This is a genomic window from Mycobacterium sp. MYCO198283 (assembly GCF_021213805.1).
In the GTDB taxonomy this organism is placed as follows: Bacteria; Actinomycetota; Actinomycetes; order Mycobacteriales; family Mycobacteriaceae; genus Mycobacterium.
Map to the genome: position 1 here is coordinate 424,492 of NZ_JAJQJI010000001.1, position 16,045 is coordinate 440,536.

Annotated in this window: 14 protein-coding genes; all 14 read right to left on the reverse strand. The window is 71.2% G+C overall.

The window, feature by feature from the left end; genetic code table 11:
• Positions 1–19 precede the first annotated feature (19 nt).
• Genes LV457_RS02100 through LV457_RS02165 form a run of 14 tightly spaced genes read right to left on the reverse strand, consistent with a single transcriptional unit; the run spans position 20 to position 15,939 of the window.
• On the reverse strand, positions 20–565 hold the full coding sequence (locus LV457_RS02100) for a hypothetical protein (RefSeq protein WP_232168703.1): 546 nt from the start codon (positions 563–565) through the stop codon (positions 20–22).
• Complete coding sequence (locus LV457_RS02105) at positions 562–1,587, reverse strand: acyl-CoA dehydrogenase family protein (protein ID WP_232168704.1); 1,026 nt, start codon at positions 1,585–1,587, stop codon at positions 562–564. The genes LV457_RS02100 and LV457_RS02105 overlap by 4 nt, the downstream gene beginning before the upstream one ends.
• Positions 1,584–2,741, reverse strand: a complete 1,158-nt coding sequence (locus LV457_RS02110) for an acyl-CoA dehydrogenase family protein (RefSeq protein WP_232168705.1) — start codon at positions 2,739–2,741, stop codon at positions 1,584–1,586. The genes LV457_RS02105 and LV457_RS02110 overlap by 4 nt, the downstream gene beginning before the upstream one ends.
• Positions 2,738–3,517: an enoyl-CoA hydratase/isomerase family protein gene (locus tag LV457_RS02115; protein WP_232168707.1), complete on the reverse strand. Its 780-nt coding sequence runs from the start codon at positions 3,515–3,517 to the stop codon at positions 2,738–2,740. The genes LV457_RS02110 and LV457_RS02115 overlap by 4 nt, the downstream gene beginning before the upstream one ends.
• Entirely contained in the window at positions 3,514–4,476 is a 963-nt protein-coding gene (locus tag LV457_RS02120; RefSeq protein WP_232168709.1) for a Gfo/Idh/MocA family protein, read from the reverse strand. The genes LV457_RS02115 and LV457_RS02120 overlap by 4 nt, the downstream gene beginning before the upstream one ends.
• A complete protein-coding gene (locus LV457_RS02125) occupies positions 4,473–5,396 on the reverse strand; it encodes an acyl-CoA dehydrogenase family protein (RefSeq protein WP_232168710.1) in 924 nt (307 codons plus the stop codon). Before LV457_RS02125 ends, LV457_RS02120 begins: the two co-directional genes overlap by 4 nt.
• A complete protein-coding gene (locus LV457_RS02130) occupies positions 5,393–6,556 on the reverse strand; it encodes an acyl-CoA dehydrogenase family protein (protein WP_232168711.1) in 1,164 nt (387 codons plus the stop codon). The genes LV457_RS02125 and LV457_RS02130 overlap by 4 nt, the downstream gene beginning before the upstream one ends.
• Entirely contained in the window at positions 6,553–7,758 is a 1,206-nt protein-coding gene (locus LV457_RS02135) for a CaiB/BaiF CoA-transferase family protein (RefSeq protein WP_232168712.1), read from the reverse strand. Before LV457_RS02135 ends, LV457_RS02130 begins: the two co-directional genes overlap by 4 nt.
• Positions 7,751–8,662, reverse strand: a complete 912-nt coding sequence (locus tag LV457_RS02140; RefSeq protein WP_232169209.1) for an SDR family NAD(P)-dependent oxidoreductase — start codon at positions 8,660–8,662, stop codon at positions 7,751–7,753. The genes LV457_RS02135 and LV457_RS02140 overlap by 8 nt, the downstream gene beginning before the upstream one ends.
• A gap of 23 nt (positions 8,663–8,685) precedes the next feature.
• Positions 8,686–10,563, reverse strand: coding sequence for an NAD(P)/FAD-dependent oxidoreductase (locus tag LV457_RS02145; protein ID WP_232168713.1), 1,878 nt, complete (start codon positions 10,561–10,563; stop codon positions 8,686–8,688).
• Positions 10,560–11,954 (reverse strand): SRPBCC family protein, encoded by a 1,395-nt coding sequence (locus LV457_RS02150; RefSeq protein WP_232168714.1) that lies wholly within the window; start codon positions 11,952–11,954, stop codon positions 10,560–10,562. The genes LV457_RS02145 and LV457_RS02150 overlap by 4 nt, the downstream gene beginning before the upstream one ends.
• A gap of 12 nt (positions 11,955–11,966) precedes the next feature.
• On the reverse strand, positions 11,967–12,812 hold the full coding sequence (locus LV457_RS02155) for an SDR family NAD(P)-dependent oxidoreductase (RefSeq protein ID WP_232168715.1): 846 nt from the start codon (positions 12,810–12,812) through the stop codon (positions 11,967–11,969).
• A complete protein-coding gene (locus LV457_RS02160) occupies positions 12,809–14,239 on the reverse strand; it encodes an aldehyde dehydrogenase family protein (protein ID WP_232168716.1) in 1,431 nt (476 codons plus the stop codon). Before LV457_RS02160 ends, LV457_RS02155 begins: the two co-directional genes overlap by 4 nt.
• The gene (locus tag LV457_RS02165; protein ID WP_232168717.1) at positions 14,236–15,939 is read right to left on the reverse strand and encodes a thiamine pyrophosphate-binding protein; all 1,704 of its coding nucleotides are present in this window, start codon (positions 15,937–15,939) and stop codon (positions 14,236–14,238) included. Before LV457_RS02165 ends, LV457_RS02160 begins: the two co-directional genes overlap by 4 nt.
• Positions 15,940–16,045: the final 106 nt, after the last annotated feature.

Sequence of the window (16,045 nt, forward strand, 5' to 3'; positions counted from 1 at the left end):
AGGAAACTCATCGCCGGCGTCAGCTGCCGCCGGCGCCGCCGGGCTCGCTGGGGCCGTAACCGTTGCCCTCACCGGTGTCGCCGCCCTGCTCGGGCTGGTTGGGGCCGTAGCCGTTGTCGCCGCCCTGGGTGCCGCTGTCGTCGTCGCCGGTACCACCGCCACCGGCTCCGGCGCCCGCGCCGCCACTGGAGCCACCGGGACCGCCGACCTGTCCGCCGGTGCCACCGCCGGTGCCCGTGCCGCCGGTGCCCGTGCCGCCAGTTCCCGCGCCTTCGGTTCCACCGCCGGTGCCGCCGCCCGTGCCGCCGGTGCCAGCGCCGGTGCCACTGCCGGTTCCCGCGCCGCCGGTCGCCGAGGGCGCCGGGGTCGCCGGGGCGCTACGGCTGGGGGACGGCGTCGGTGAGGTCCGGCTGGTGCTCGACGAACTCGGCGTGGTGGAACTCGACGGCGTGGCGTCGTCACCGGAGCCGCACGCGGCCGCGAGGGCGAGCAGACCGGTCACGCCGATCGTCGCGAAGACTCGGACGGCGCCGCCGCCGCGGCGCGGATACGTGTCGCAGATCATGGCAGCGGAGTGCCCGCGCACTGCGTGCTGAAACCACTGCTCCGGTCGGCGAGCCGACGGCGGTGCTCGGCCGGTGAGCCGAACAGCGACCGGTTGAGCGCCGCACGCTTGAGGTAGACGTGCACCCGGCTCTCCCACGTGTAACCGATCCCGCCGTGCAGCTGCATCGCCGAGCCGACGACCTTCACCGCGGCGCCCGTCGCGTACGACTTGGCCATGGCCGCCGACACCGACGCGTCCCGCTCGCCGGCGATGTCGCGTACCGCCGCGGCGACCAGCTGCCGGGCCACCGATACCTGCACGAGCATGTCGGCGCACGCGTGCTTCACCGCCTGGAACGAGCCGATCGGCCGGCCGAACTGCTGACGCATCCCGGCGTAGGACACTGTCGCGGCGAGCATGGCCTCCGCCACCCCGAGGCTGTCGACGGCGATCGCCACCGCGGCGCGCTCCGACAGCACGCAGTCGGGCGGAAGCGCCCAGCTGTGTTCGGGCCGGGCAGCGTCGGCGGTGACGGTGGCGAGTCGACGGGTCTCGTCGAGCACCGGCTGCGGCTCGACCGTCACCTCCGCAGCCGATACGTCGACCAGCACCGGCGCGCCGTTGTCGACCGCAGGCACCAGCAGCCGGTCGGCGCCCGCGGCGTCGGGCACGAATTCGGCGCGGCCGGACAGTCGGCCGTCGTGCACGGCGAACCGGCCGGCGCCGGAACCGGAGAGCACCACGGCGACTCGCACGGCTCCCGCGGCGAGGTCGCCCAGCAGCGCGTCGGCGCCCGCGGCCCGTAGCGCGGGCACCGCCAGCACGGCGCTGCCGAGGTAGGACGACGGCGCGGCGGCCCGGCCGAGTTCCTCGCAGATGACGGCCGTCTCGGCGAACGTCGCTGCGGCACCGCCGCATTCGTCGGGCACCTCAAGACCCGCCCAGCCGGCGTCGGCCGTGATCGGCCAGCTCACCGGCGTGGCCAACAGCTCGCGGGCGACGGCGCGCAGCTCGTCGTGGAATTCGGCGTACTCGCTCACGAGGCGCTCGGCTCCCGGGGCAGGCCGAGGCCGCGCTCGCCGATGATGGTCCGCTGGATCTCGCTCGCGCCGCCGGGGATGGTCCACTCCCACGAGCCGATGAAATCGAGCACCCAGGCGCCCGACTCCCAGCCGCTGGACATCGGCTTGCGCAACACGGTGTGGGCGGCGACACCGCCGAGCTCGGCGCCGAAGTCCGTGATCCGTTGCAGCAGTTCGCTGTAGAACAGCTTGACGATCGAGGCGTCCGCTGGGCCGGCCGCCTCCCCCGCCTCGACGAGATCGCGGCACAGGCCACGCAGCCCGGTCACCTCGATCTCGAACTGCGTCAGCCGATCGGTCACCACGGGGTCGTCGACCGGCGCGGCCTCGCGCAGCCAGCGCAGGCCGGCGTGGCCCAGCCGCTCGCTGAGCTCCAGCATCGTCATGCCGCGCTCGGCGCCCAGCGTCGCCTGCGCCACCTGCCAGCCGGCGTTCTCGGCGCCCACGAGGTTGGTCGCCGGGATGCGGACGTCGTTGAGGAAGATCTCGCAGAAGTGCGAGTCGCCGATCGCGTTGCGGATGGGCCGCACGTCGACGCCGGGGCTGGTCATGTCGAGCAGGAAGTAGGAAATGCCCTTGCGCTTGGGCGCATCCGGATCGGTGCGGGCCAGCAGCAGGCACCAGTCGGCGTGCATCCCGCCGCTGGCCCACAGCTTCTGGCCGTTGACGACGTAGTATCCGTCGCCGTCCTCACCGCACCGGCGGGCGGTGGTGCGCAGCGACGCCAGATCGGAGCCGGCCTCGGGTTCGGAGAAGCCCTGCACCCAGATCTCGCCGTCGAGGATTGCGGGCAGGTGGCGGCGGCGCTGCTCGTCGGTGCCGGCGATGAGCAGGGTGGACGCGGCGTGGTGGATGCCGACGAACGCCAGCACCAGCCGCGGCGCGTCGTGGGCGGCGAGTTCCTGGTACAGCACGATCTGGTCGGCGACGCTCATGCCACCGCCCCACTGCGCCGGCCAGTGCGGCACCGCGTATCCGGCGCGGTGCAGTTCGGCAAACCACCGCTGTTGGAATGCGACGAACTCGCGGTCGCCGACACCGGTCTGTGCCGCCCGCCAGTCGCGGGGCACATGCTCGGCGCACCACGCCCGCACCTCGTCGCGGAACGTCATCGCGCCGAACGTTCCTGGATCGCCGCCAATTTCGCGCGGTGGTCGGCGGACTGCATGGTGACCTGTTCGGCGGCGAACCCGGCTTGCAGCGGACCGGCCAGCACCTGCGAGGTGTACATGTTGACGATCCGCTTGGTGCCGCGCAGCGCGTCGGCGGGCATCGCGGCGAGCCGGTGCGCGAGCCGCGTCGCCTCGCCGAGCAGCTGCTCGGGCGCCACCGTGCGGCTGGCCAGCCCGAGGTCCACGGCGGTGGCCGCCGGGATGCGGTCGCCGGTGAACAGGTATTCGCGCGCCCGCATGATCGGCGTGAGCAGCGGCCAGATCGCCGCCCCGCCGTCGCCGGCCACCAACCCGACCGCGACGTGCGGATCGGCGAGGTAAGCCCGCTCCGACAGCAGCGCGATGTCGCTGAGAATGGCGACGCTGCAACCCAGCCCGACCGCAGGCCCGTTGACCGCAGCGATCACCGGCAGCGGGAAGCGCAGCATCTCCTCGACGATCTGCGCGCCCTCGCGGATGCTCTCGTCGCGGGCGACCGGGTCGTCGAGGAAGCTCGTGATCCAGCCGAGGTCGCCGCCCGCGCAGAACGCCCGGCCGGCTCCGGTGACGACGACCGCGCGGGCCTCGGTGTCGGCGGCCAGCTGCCGCCACACGTTCGCCAGCGCCCAGTGCAGGTCGGCGTCGACGGCGTTGAGGTCGGCGGGCCGGTTGAGCGTCACGATGCGCACCGGACCGTCGGCGTCGACGGTCAGCGCGTCGGGCAGCTCGTAGCTCACTCGGCCACCGTGGTGAGCATCGTGGCACGCAGCGCGTCCATGGTCTCGGCGACCACCACACCGTCGTCGAAGGACGGCGTGAGCTGGTCGCCGGACTCGATGGCCTCCTTCACCGCGGTGAACCACGGCGTCAGCGAGGCCTCGTAGAACGCACGCCCGGGCGGGGTGAAGTCGAACGCCTCCTCGGCGGCGTCGCGGCCGGGCCGCAGCACCAGCCGCAGGTCGTCGACCAGTTCGAGCGACCGCTCGCTGCCCAGCAGCACGATCCGGGCCGGCAGCGAGGTGGGCGCGGCGAACGCGGTGTCGTGGGTGGCGGTGCAGCCGTTCGCCATGACGAACCACGCCGAGTAGGCGTCCTCCGCGGTGCTGGCGGTGGGTTCGCCGTCGGCGTCCCGGCGGATCGCCTCCTCGATGCGGGCGACGCCGCCGCAGCGGTCGACCTCGCTGTCCAGCAGCCAGCGGGTGAGGTCGATCAGGTGCGCGCCCATGGCGCCGATCCAGCCGCCGCCCAGCTCGGCGTCGTTGATCCAGCTGTGCGGGCGGCCGCGCAGCCCGTTGCCGAAGAACGACACCGAAAGGTGCTGCGGCTCCCCGACGATGCCGTCGGCGACGAGCCGCTTGAACTGCGTGCGGGCCGGTTGATGACGCAGCTCGAAGTTGAGGAAGTGCAGCACCCCGGCCCGCGTCGCGGCGTCGCGCATCTCGCGGGCCTCGTCGGCGTTGCGCCCGAACGGCTTGTCGCACAACACCGCCCGGCCGGCCTCGACAGCGGCCAGCACGTGCTCGCGGTGCAGGAACGGCGGCGAGTGCACCGACACCAGGTCGACGTCAGCGGCGATCGCCCGCCGCACCGCGTCGTCGTCGCGGGGGCTCACGACCTCGACGTCGAATCCGAGCGCGTCGTACACCGGGGCGGCGGCATAGCGGCCGAAGCCGGTGCCGATCACGGAAACCTTCACGCGTACAGCCCTACCAGGCCGCGGCCGTCGCCGACGCGGCGCGTCAGCCGGTAGCGGGTCGCGGACACGCCGAACGGCAGCCGGCGCAGCGGCTGGCTGTGCCGCGAGAGCCACGACAGCGTGGTCTCGTCGCAGAACCCGACCGCGCCGTGCAGCTGGTGGCAGACCCGGAACACCACCTCGGCGGCCTCCAGCACCGTCATCCGCAGCGCCAGCGCGTCGTCGAGCGCCTCGGGCCGGCCGCTGCCGACGCTCCACAGCGCGTACTTGGCGAGGATGTCGGCGCCGCTGCGCTCCACCTCGGCGTCGGTCAGCTGGAACTGCACGCCCTGGAATTTCGCGAGCGGCTGCCCAAACTGCTGCCGCAGCTGCACGTGGGTGACGGTGAGCTCGATCGCGCGGTCCAGCATGCCGAGCAGCGTCCAGCACGGCAGCGTCAGCGCCAGCGCGACGTCGGCCGCACCGGCCTCGTCGAGGCCGGTGCGTTCCAGCGTGCCGACGAACGCCGCACCCGGATCGGTCACCGCGGTGACGGCGCTGCGGCGGCCGTCGAGGGTGACCGCCGCCCAGCGGAGTCCGGCGAGCCCGGCGAGCGGCGCGCGGGCCGCGACCTCGGCGACCACGACGAGCCCGTCGACGTCGAGGTCGGCGGGCCGGGCCAGCCGTTGCGCCACCGGATAGGGCAGCGCCCAGTAACCGGCACTGCGGCACAGCGCGGCGGCGGCCTCCAGCGAGTCGATGTCGGCGCGGGGCTCCAGCTCCCAGGCGCCCAGCCCGGCGAGCACGGGACCCACCAGCGACTCGCGCTGCTGCGGCTTCGCCTCGGCCTGCAGCACCAGCTCGTCGCCGCCGGCGGATTCGAACGCCCGCAGCGCCTGCCGGCCGAATTCGCGCGCCTCGTCGGCCAGCTCGAGGTTCACCGGCGCGCCCCGGGGCTCAGCATGGCCCGCGACAGCAGGATGCGCTGCATCTCGATGCTGCCCGACGACACGGTGGCGGCCTGCGAGTAGCGCCAATGGTCTTCGACCTCGGCGCGGTAGTGGTCGCCGCCGCGGTCACCGGGCGGCAGCTCGGCGACGATCTCCATCAACACCTCCGCGCTGTCCTGGTCGAGCCTGGTGACCGCGATCCGGTAGGCCGCCGCGTCGGCGGGCGTCACCTGGCCCGCCGCCTGCTGCGCCACCACCCGGTAGGCCATCAGCCGCGCCCGCCGGCAGTGGGCGAGCATGCGCGTCCAGCGGCCGAGCAATTCGGCGGGCAGCGCAGACCAGCGGTCCCCCAGCACCGTCGGCGCGTGGGTGAGCAGTCGCTCGCAGCGGGCGTAGCGGGCGATGCCCACCCGCTCGAACGCCGTGACCTCCGCGACGATCGACCAGCCCTGCCCGACGCCGCCCAGCACGTCGGCCTCGGTCACCGGCAGCTCGTCGAGAAACACCTCGTTGAGGTGGTGCGGGCCCATCATCGTGCGGATCGGCCGGACCTGGATCGCGGGATGGTCCATCGGCACGAGGAAGATCGTCAGCCCCTGCTGCTTCTTGTCTTCTCGCGACGTGCGGGCCAGCAGGAAGCACCACTGCGCCATGGTGGCGTAGGACGTCCAGATCTTCTGGCCGCTGATGCTCCAGCCGGTGCCGGTCGGCCGGGCGAAGGTGCGCAGCGACGCCAGGTCCGAGCCGGACTCCGGTTCGGAGAACCCCTGGCACCAGATGACCTCGCCGCGGGCGATCGGCGGAAGGTGCTGTCGCCGTTGCGCTTCGGTGCCGTGGCGCATGATGATCGGGCCGACCCAGTTGACGCCCATGTACTGGGCGCCGCGCGGCTCGTGGTGCGCCCACATCTCCTCGCGCACCACGGTCTGCTCCCACACCGACGCGCCGCGACCGCCGAATTCGGCCGGCCAGGCCATGCACAGCAGGTTGCGCTCGGCGAGCAGCCGGCAGAAGCGTTGTGCCGCGGCCAGATCGGCCGGATCGTCGGTGAACGCGCCGAGGAAGTCGGCCGGCAGCTCGGCGGCCACCAGGTCGCGCAGCTCGTCGCGCAGCCCGGCGGCCCGCGGGCCCATGTCGAAGTCGAGGCTCATCCGGCGCCGACGCTACGGTTGTTGACGGATATGGCGCCATTTCCGTCAGGAATGGTGTTCTCGGCGAGCTCGGCGAGCACAGCGACGGTGTCCTCGCCCAGCTCCGGCGCCGGTCCGGCCACCCGGCCCGGCGTGCGCGAGAACCACGTCGGCACACCGGGGAACCGCACCGGCCCGTGCTTGGTTTCCACCGTCTCGAACAGCCCGACGGCGTTGAGGTGCTCGTTGTCGAACAGGGCGTCCGGCGTGTGCAGCGGTGCGGCCGGAATCTCCAGCTCGCGGAACAGCTTCAGCCACTCGGCGGTCGTGCGCTCCTTGAGCGTCTCGGCGACCAGCGCGTAGACGGTGTCGATCTGGCGCGCACGCGACTCCAGCGTGGCGCACAGCTCACGGTGTTCGACGCACCACGGCGGCTGGACCGCCGCGACGAACGCGTTCCAGTGCTTGTCGTTGTAGATCAGCGCGGCGATGTGGCCGTCGGCGGTGGCGTAGGGCCGCCGGTTCGGCGCCACGGTCCGCGGATACACCGCAGGCCCCAGCGGCGGGTCGAACATGGCGCCGTTGGCGTGCTCGACCAGCATGAACGAGGCCATGGTCTCGAACATGCTGACCTCCACCTCCTGGCCCTCGCCGGTGCGCTCGCGGTGGAACAGCGCCATCATCGTCGCGTACAGCGCGGTGAGCCCCGCGACCTTGTCGGCCATGATGGTGCCGACGTAGTTCGCCTCGCCGGTGAGCTGCTGCTGCACCGCGGGGATGCCGCACTCGGCCTGGATGGTGTCGTCGTAGGCGGGGCGGTCGCGGTCCGGCCCGCGGCGGCCGTAGCCGTAACAGTTGGTGTAGACGATCGCCGGGTTGAGCGCGGCGACGTCGTCGTAGCCGAAACCGAGCTTGGCGATCGCCTTGGACCGCATCGAGTGGATGAACACGTCGGCCCGGGCGATCAGCGCGCGCAGCGCGTCCCGGCCGGCGTCGGTCTGCAGGTCGAGCACCACGCCGCGCTTGCCGCGGTTGACGTTGACGAACACCCCGGCCATGCCAGGCGCGGGGCCGACGGAGATGTAGCGGGTGTTGTCGCCCTGCGGCGGTTCGACTTTCACGACGTCGGCGCCCATGTCGGCCATGATCTGCGTGCAGTAGGGGCCCATCACCATCGCGGTGAGGTCGACGACGCGGACGCCCGCGAGCGGTCCGCTAAGCATGCGCGGCCTCGCCCTCATCGCTCCTCGCGTGCGCCATCCCGAAGCTGTACCGGATGTGGTCGGTGTGGCCGTCGGGCACCACGGGGAAGATCTCCAGGGCCGAGGTGTCGCGGATCTCGTCCAGCCGCTCGCCGACCTGCTCGACCGTCCACGACGGCTGGTAGACGCCGGGCGTTTCGGCGACCACGGCGCGCGCCACCCGGCCGGCGAGCGCGATGTACACCTCGCCGGACACCGAGCAGCCCTCGCTGCACAGCCAGCCGACGGTGGGAGCGACCAGCTCGGGTTCCATCGGCGGATAGGCGGAGGTGTCGATCCCGGCGGCCATGCGGGTGACGGCGGCGGGCACGATCACGTTGCTGCGCACCCCGTGCGCCGCGCCCTCGACGGCCGCGACGTTCGACAGCCCGATGATCCCGGCCTTTGCGGCGGCGTAGTTGGCGACCTCGTGGTTGCCGTACAGCCCGCCGATCGACGACGTCAGCACGATGCGGCCGTACCCGGCGTCGCACATCGCGCCGAACGCGGGCCGCAGCACGTGGAACGCCCCCCGCAGGTGCACGTCGAGCACGGAATCGAAGTCCGCACTGCTCATGTCGCGCAGTGGGGCGCGCCGCACGATGCCGGCGTTGTGCACCAGCACGTCCAACCGGCCGAACTGCCGCACCGCGGTCTCGACGATCGCCGCACCGCCCGCCGGCGTGCCGACCGAGTCGGTGCAGGCGACCGCGGTGCCGCCGGCCGCCTCGATCTCGGAGACCACCGCCTGCGCCGGGCCGGCGTCGACGCCCTCACCGTCGAGTTCCCCGCCGACGTCGTTGACCACCACCGCCGCGCCACGCGACGCCAGCAGCAGCGCGTAGGCACGGCCGAGGCCGCGTCCCGCGCCGGTGACGACGGCCACCCGGCGGTCGAAACGCTGTCGGCTCACCCCAGCTCGAGTCCGGCGAGATCGCCCTTGTCGCGCCACACCTTGAGCAGGTCACCGAACGCGTAGAAGCCGGGCGCGTACGGTTCGCCGAGATGGCTGCGGATGCCTTCTCCGCCACCGCCGCCCTCGTTGTTGTAGTAGCCGGGCGTGCACGAGGAGTCGAAGGCGGAGTTGTCGATCGCGGTCTCCTTGATGGTCGCGCACCAGGCGTCCTGCGCCTCCTGCGTCGGCTCGACCACGTTGATCCCGCGCTGCTGCGCCTGCGCGATGACATACGCGATGTGCTCACCCTGCAGCTCGTAGTTCGACGCGATGTTCGCCGAGATGCCCACCTGGGTGAAGCCGGTGAAGAACTGGTTCGGGAAGCCGCGGCTGGTCATGCCGTGCAGCGTCTTGTAGCCGTCCCGCCAATGGTCGTAGAGCGACACCCCGTCGCGGCCGGTGATCGTGTCGATCGAATACCGGCGGCTGATCTCGGTCGTGATCTCGAACCCGCTGGCGTAGATGATGCAGTCGACCTCGTACTCCTTGCCGCCCGCAACGAAGCCCTTCTCCGTGATCCGCTCCACGCCCTTGGAATCCGAGACGTCCACCAACGTCACATTGGGCTGGTTGAACACCGGCAGGTAGTCGTCGTTGGACAGCGGACGCTTGCACAGGAACCGGTAGTACGGCTTGAGCGCCTCGGCGGTGTCCGGGTCGGCGACGATCGACTCGACCCGGCGGCGCAGCCGCTCCATGATCTTGTAGTCCTCTTCCTCGCGGATGGCCATGAACTGCTCGGGCGTCAGCGAGGCCGGGTCCTCCAGCGCCAGCACGCGGGCCGCGGTGTTGCGCCCGAGCTCGGTCCAGAAGTCGCACACCAGGTCCGGCTGTCCGAGCGCCATGCCCTCGAAGGTCCAGGCGTGGAAGTTGCGCTGCCGCTCCTTTTGCCACCCGGGTTGCAGCGTCTTGACCCAGTCGGGGTCGGTGGGCGCGTTGTTGCGGACGTCGATCGACGACGGCGTCCGCTGCACGACGTAGAGGTGCTGGGCGTCCCGGGCGAGGTGGGGCACCACCTGGACGCTGGTGGCTCCGGTGCCGATGATGGCGACCCGCTTGTCGGCGAGCTTGTGCATGCCGCCGCTCGTGTCGCCGCCGGTGTAGTCGTAGTCCCAGCGCGAGCTGTGGAAGCTGTGGCCGGCGAAGTCCTTCATGCCGGGGATGCCCGGCAGCTTGGGCCGGTGGAACGGACCCGAGGCGAGCACCACGAAGCGGGCCCGGATGTCGTCGTCGCGGTTGGTGCTGATGCGCCAGCGCGCGATCTCGTCGTCCCACGCGAGGTTGCGCACCTGGGTGGAGAAGATGGCGCCGTCGTACAGCCCGAAGTGCTTGCCGATGTTGCGGCAGTGCTCGTAGATCTCGGGCCCGTCGGCGAACTTCTTGCTGGGCATGTAGTTCAGCTCTTCGAGCAGCGGGATGTAGCAGTAGGACTCGTTGTCGCACTGGATGCCGGGATAGCGGTTCCAGTACCACACGCCGCCGAAATCGCCGCCCAGCTCGATGATCCGCACGTCGTCGACGCCGGCCTTCTTCAGCTCGACCGCCGCGAGCAGACCGCCGAACCCGCCACCCAGCACCGCGACCTCGATGTCGGCGTTGATCGGGTCCCGCGGCGCCGCCGGCGTGTAGGGGTCCACCTCGTAGTAGCCGGCGAAGTCGTCGGCCAGCTCGACGTACTGCTTGGAACCCTCGGGCCGCAGGCGCTTTTCGCGCTCGATGCGGTAGCGCTCGCGGAGCGCCTCGATGTCGACGTCCTGCGGCACGTCGGTGGGACCGCAGGTGTGCTGCGCGGTGGCGCCGTGTTCCTGGGCTTCGGCCTCTGAGATCGTCATCGGTTCTCCTTCGGAAGTTCCTGGGGCGCACCGGTGCCCATGTACTTCGACAACTGGTGGTGCAGGTTGACGGTGCTGCGCTCGCGGTACGGGTTGGGTTTGGTGCCGGGGAAGCCGAGCGACTTCATGCCCTGCTGCACGGCGGCCATGTTCGAGAAGTCCTGCGGCAGCACCGACAGCCAGTTGGGCGAGTCCTTCGGCGTGTAGACCCATTCCGTCTGCGGCTCCTGGCCTTTCGGATACAGCTCCAGCACGCCGACCTCGAAGATGCAGCGATCCGGGTTGTAGCTCGGGTCGGGGCGGGCGCTGTAGCACAGGGCGCTGGTGAGGCCCTGCCCCACCTGGAAGTTGGGGAAGATCTGCCACGCGGTGCCGCTCTGGCCCAGGATCTCGGGCGGGATCACCGGCCAGATCACCCCCCGCTCGGCGTCGTCGCGGCGGGCCGACTCCAGCCAGTGCGCCAACACCTTGTCGGCCGGCGTGCCCTCGGGCAGCTCGTCGACGAGCCGCTTGGCGGCGTTCACCAGCGTCTGCGTGGTGGTCGCGTTGGTCTCCTCCATGGTGTAGACCTGCATCTCGGCGGTCGAGATGCGCGGATCACCGGTGCCGAGCCGGATCTTCGACTTCGTCTCGTCCAGGCCCTTCGGCGCGTCGTAGCCGATGTTGCTGTGGCGGCCCTGTGCCTTGGCCCAGCCCTTGAACTCGCCGAACCGGTTGAACTCCGGGTGCGTGGTGAAGACGTGATAGGTCTCGTTGAACGCTTCGAGCGCGACCTTCCAGTTGCAGTCGAAGTAGAGCCATTTGCGCCACTTGTAGCGCATGTTGTCCAGGCCGAACGGGTCGAGGATCTTCGCGGCGGGAAAGAGGTAGTCGGCGAGCGGTTCGGCGTCGGGATCCATGTTGATGAACAGCCAGCCGCCCCAGGTGTCGACCTGCACGGACCGCAGCCGGGTGTTCTCCGGCGTCAGCGCGCCCTGCCAGTCGTCTCGTTCGCGGATGTGGGTGCAGCTGCCGTCGAGCCCGTAGGTCCAGCCGTGGAAACCGCACACGAACGACTTCCGCGCCCGGCCGGTCGCGTACTTGGCGCCCTCGGGGGTGTCGACGAGCTTGCGCCCGCGGTGCATGCACACGTTGTGGTGCGCGGCGAACGTGTCCGCGCCGGTGCGGACGACGATGATCGAGTCGTCGAGGATGTCGTAGGTGAGGTAGCTGCCCACCTCCGGCAGCTCTTCGACCCGGCCCACCTGCTGCCACACCTTGCGCCACAGCCGGTCCCGCTCGGCGCGGGCGTACTCCGGCGAGATGTAGGCGTCGACGCCGATGGTCATGGGCTCCGAGAGTTCCTCGGGCGGTGCGGGTTCGACGTCGGGTCGGTTGTCCAGTTCAGTCATCACTGTCCCCCTTCATGGCTGCGTGATGCGTTCGCGGAAGCTCTGGTCTTTCAGGAAGAGCGACGTGTGGTCGGCCGCCAGGTGGCTCCACTTGAGGTTCAGCCCGCCGTCGACCAGCAGGGTCTGGCCGGTGATGTATGACGCCAGGTCCGACAGCAGGAACAGGATGGCGCCCGCCTGCTCGGCCGGGGTGCCGCGACGGCCCATGGCGATGGCCGTGCGGTCGCGCTCGGGGTCGGGGTCGACGTAGGTGGCCGAGGCCGCCGTCTCGGTGACACCGGGCGCCACGGCGTTCACGCGGATACCCGCGAGCGCGAGCTCGACGGCCAGGGTGCGCGTCATCGCGACGACCGCGGCCTTCGCCGTGCCGTAGGCGATGTGGAACGGCGCGGTGTTCATCCCGCTGATCGACGACACCGACACGATGGAGCCCGGGCCACCGGCGGCGCGGATCTCGCGGGCGACGGCCTGGCTCATGAAGAACGCGGTCTCGAGGTTCGCGGCGAACAGCGACCGCCAGTCCTCGCGCGTCACCCGCGTCGCGGGCATCCAGGTCGCCGGCGCCGCGCCGCCCGCCACGTTCACCAGGCCGTAGGGCACCGCACCGGCGGCCCGCAGCGCGTCCACGACGGTCGCGATGCCGTCGTCGGTGGCGGCGTCGGCGGCGACCGGGACGACGGGCAGGCCGTCGCGTACCAGCGGCCCGACGTGCTCGTCGAGGTTCTCGGGCCGCCGGCTGACCGCGATCACGGTGGCGCCGGCCCGGGCGGCCAGCGCGGTGACCGCGGTGCCGATACCGCCGCCGCCGGCGCCCGAGACCACGACCGCGCGGCCGGAAAGATCGATCAGGTCCGTCATGTCCCCGGCGTGTAGTTCAGGATGGACTTGATCTCGAGGTACTCGGCGAACCCGAAGTCGGACCACTCCCGGCCGTTGCCGCTGCGCTTGTAGCCGCCGAACGCGGCGTTGAGGTCGAACCCGTCGTTGATGGCGACCCAGCCGGCGCGGATGCGGCCGGCGACCGCGCGGGCCTGCTCCAGGTCGGTGCCGGCGACGTAGCCGGCCAGGCCGTAGTCGGTGTCGTTGGCGATCTCGACCGCGTGGTCGAGGTCGTCGTAGCCGAGGATGCAGAGCACCGGCCCGAAGATCTCCTCGCGGGCGATGGTCATGTCGTTGGTGACGTCGGTGAACACCGTCGGCTTGACGTACCAGCCGACGTCGAGCCCGTCGGGCCGGCCGAGCCCGCCGGCGACCACCGTGGCGCCCTCCTCGATGCCCTTGCGGATGAGCGCCTGGATCTTCTCGTACTGCGCACCGGACACCACCGGGCCGATGGTCACGTCGGTGGTCGGATCGCCGACGGTGACGGATTGCGCTGCCGCCGCGGCGATCTCACCGGCCTCGGCCAGGCGCGCGGCCGGCACCAGCATGCGCGACGGCGCGCTGCAGGACTGGCCGGAGTTGCTCATCAGCGTCGCGACCCCGCCGCTCACATGGTCGGCGAACGCCGCGTCGTCGAGCACGATGTTCGCGCTCTTGCCGCCGAGTTCCTGGCAGACCCGCTTGACCGTCGGTGCGGCGGTGCGGGCGATCTCCACACCGGCGCGGGTGGAGCCGGTGAACGAGATCATGTCGACGTCCGGGTGCGCCGCCAGGGCCGCCCCGACACCGGGGCCGTCGCCGTGCACCAGATTGAACACGCCGGCGGGGACGCCGGCCGCATCGAGCGCCTCGGCGAAGATGGTGGCCGAGAACGGCGCCACCTCCGACGGTTTGAGCACCATGGTGCAGCCCGTGGCCAGCGCCGGGAACACCTTGACGGCGACCTGGTTCATCGGCCAGTTCCACGGGGTGATGAGACCGCAGACGCCGATCGGCTCGCGCACGATGCGGGTGGCGCCGCGATCCTCGGTGAAGGTGAACCGCTTCAGGTGCTCGATGGCCGTGGTGAGATGACCGACCCCGAGACCGACCTGCGCACCGCCCGCCAGCGCGGCCGGGGCGCCCATCTCCGCGGTGATCGCCGCGGCGAGATCGCCGGCCCGCGCCTGGTACTCGGCGAGGATGCGGTCCAGCAGGTCCAGCCGTTGCTCGCGGCTGGTCTGCGACCACGCGGCGAACGCGCGGCGGGCGGCCGCGACGGCTGCGTCCACGTCGGCGGCCGAACCGATCGAGATCCGGCCGCACACCTGCTCCGTCGCGGGGTTCTCGACGTCGGCGGCGCGCGGCTCGACCGGATCGACCCAGGCACCGTCGATGTAGAACTTCTCGCAGGTGCGTGTCATTGCGTCCCCTCCGCGTACCAGGTGCGGAACTCGTCGTAGCTCGGCATCTCCTCAGAGTTCACCTTTGGGTCGATCGGCACATGGATGACGCCGACTTTGCCGCTGGCATAAGCCCTTTCGATGGCGGGGCCGATGTCCTCGCCGCGCTCCACGTACTCGCCGTAGCAGCCGAAGCCCGCCGCGATCGTGTCGAACCGGACGTCCTTGCTCCAGTGCACGCCGGTCTCCTTCGAGCCCTGCCCGAACGTGCGCTTGTAGACGCCGACCTCCAGACCCCATTGGTGGTCGACGCCCACCACGCACACCAGCGGCAGGTTCAGCCGGGCCGCGGTCTCCAGCTCGGCGATCGCGAACAGGAACGACGAATCGCTGGTCAGCAGCATCACCGGCCGCTTCCCGCCGTCGGCCACCGACGCGCCGACCGCGTACGGCAGGCCGGTGCCGATGTGCCCGAAATTCTGGTTCCAGATGACGTCGTGCGGCTTGGCCTGCGAGTAGGTCCACTGGAAGATGACCGTGGCGCCGCCGTCGCGGACCATGATGCCGTCCTCAGGAAACGCCTTCGTAGCCTCGACGACGAACTGCGCGGTGTGCACCGGCGTGGTGGCCGGCGCGTCCTCGGCGAGCTTCGCGATGCGGGCGGCGTCCTCGTCGATCCAGCGCTGCAGGTCCGGACCGGCCTGGCGCGGTGAGTCCTTCAAGGCGTCGACCAGCTGCGGCACGATCGCCCGCAGGTCGCCGACCAGCGGGACGTCGATGCGGCGGTTCACGCCGATGGCGGCGGGGTCGAGCTCGACGCTGATCCACTTGCGGTTGGCCTCGCCCGCCAGCCAGTGCCGGCCGCGGCCGTAGTGGACGGGCTCACCGAGCTCGGTGCCGATCGCGATCACGAGGTCGGAGGTGACCACCGCGTCGACCGCCGACGGCGAGAACCCGTACGGGAAGGTGCGGTCCTCCAGGCCTTTGATGAACGAGGTGCCGCCCGAGGTCTGGATCACCGGGCAGTTCATCAGGGTCGCGAGCGCCTCGACCGACTCGCCGGCGCGGTTGGTGTGCACGGCGTGGCCGACCAACAGGATCGGTCGCTCGGCCTTGCGGACGAGATCGACGGCCTTTTCGATGCTTTGGGCGCTGGCGCCCTGGTTCACCAGCCGGTAGTCGGCCGGCGGCAGCGGATCGGGCACGTCGAGGTCTTCGAGGATGACGTGCGACGGGTACTCGATGTAGGCCGGGCCGGGGGTGCCGGTCTGTACGACGCGCAGCGCGTGGCGCACGATCTCGTCGGTCTGGTCGGCGTACTCGATGCTCGCCGAGTACTTGACCGACGGGGCGAGCAGCGGCGCCTGGCTCACGAATTGGATGCGGCCGCGGCGCACCCGCTGTTCGGTGATGCGGGCGCGCTGGCCGCCCAGGAAGATGACCGGCGAGTTCTCGACCTTGGCGCACATGATGGCGCCCGCGAGGTTCGCCAGGCCGGGGCCCAGGGTGCCGATGGCCAGGCCGGGCCGGCCCGTCATCCGCGAGACCGCTTCGGCCATGAAGCCCGCAGACTCCTCGTGGTGCGGCGCCACGACCGTCCACCCGCGGTCCTCGGCGGCGTGGAACATGTGCACGAAGTTCGGATCCGGGATGCCGAAGAGCGTGTTGATGCCCTCCGCCTCGAACAGCGCCAGGATGCGCTCGAAAACCTTGACGGCCACGGTCTGCTTTCTGCTCAAGCGGCGCCGCAGCGCCCCGCGCGAGGCGCCGGCCTGCGCCGACAACCCGCTATTTGTCCGGACATGATTACGATGTGCAGGTATTGGA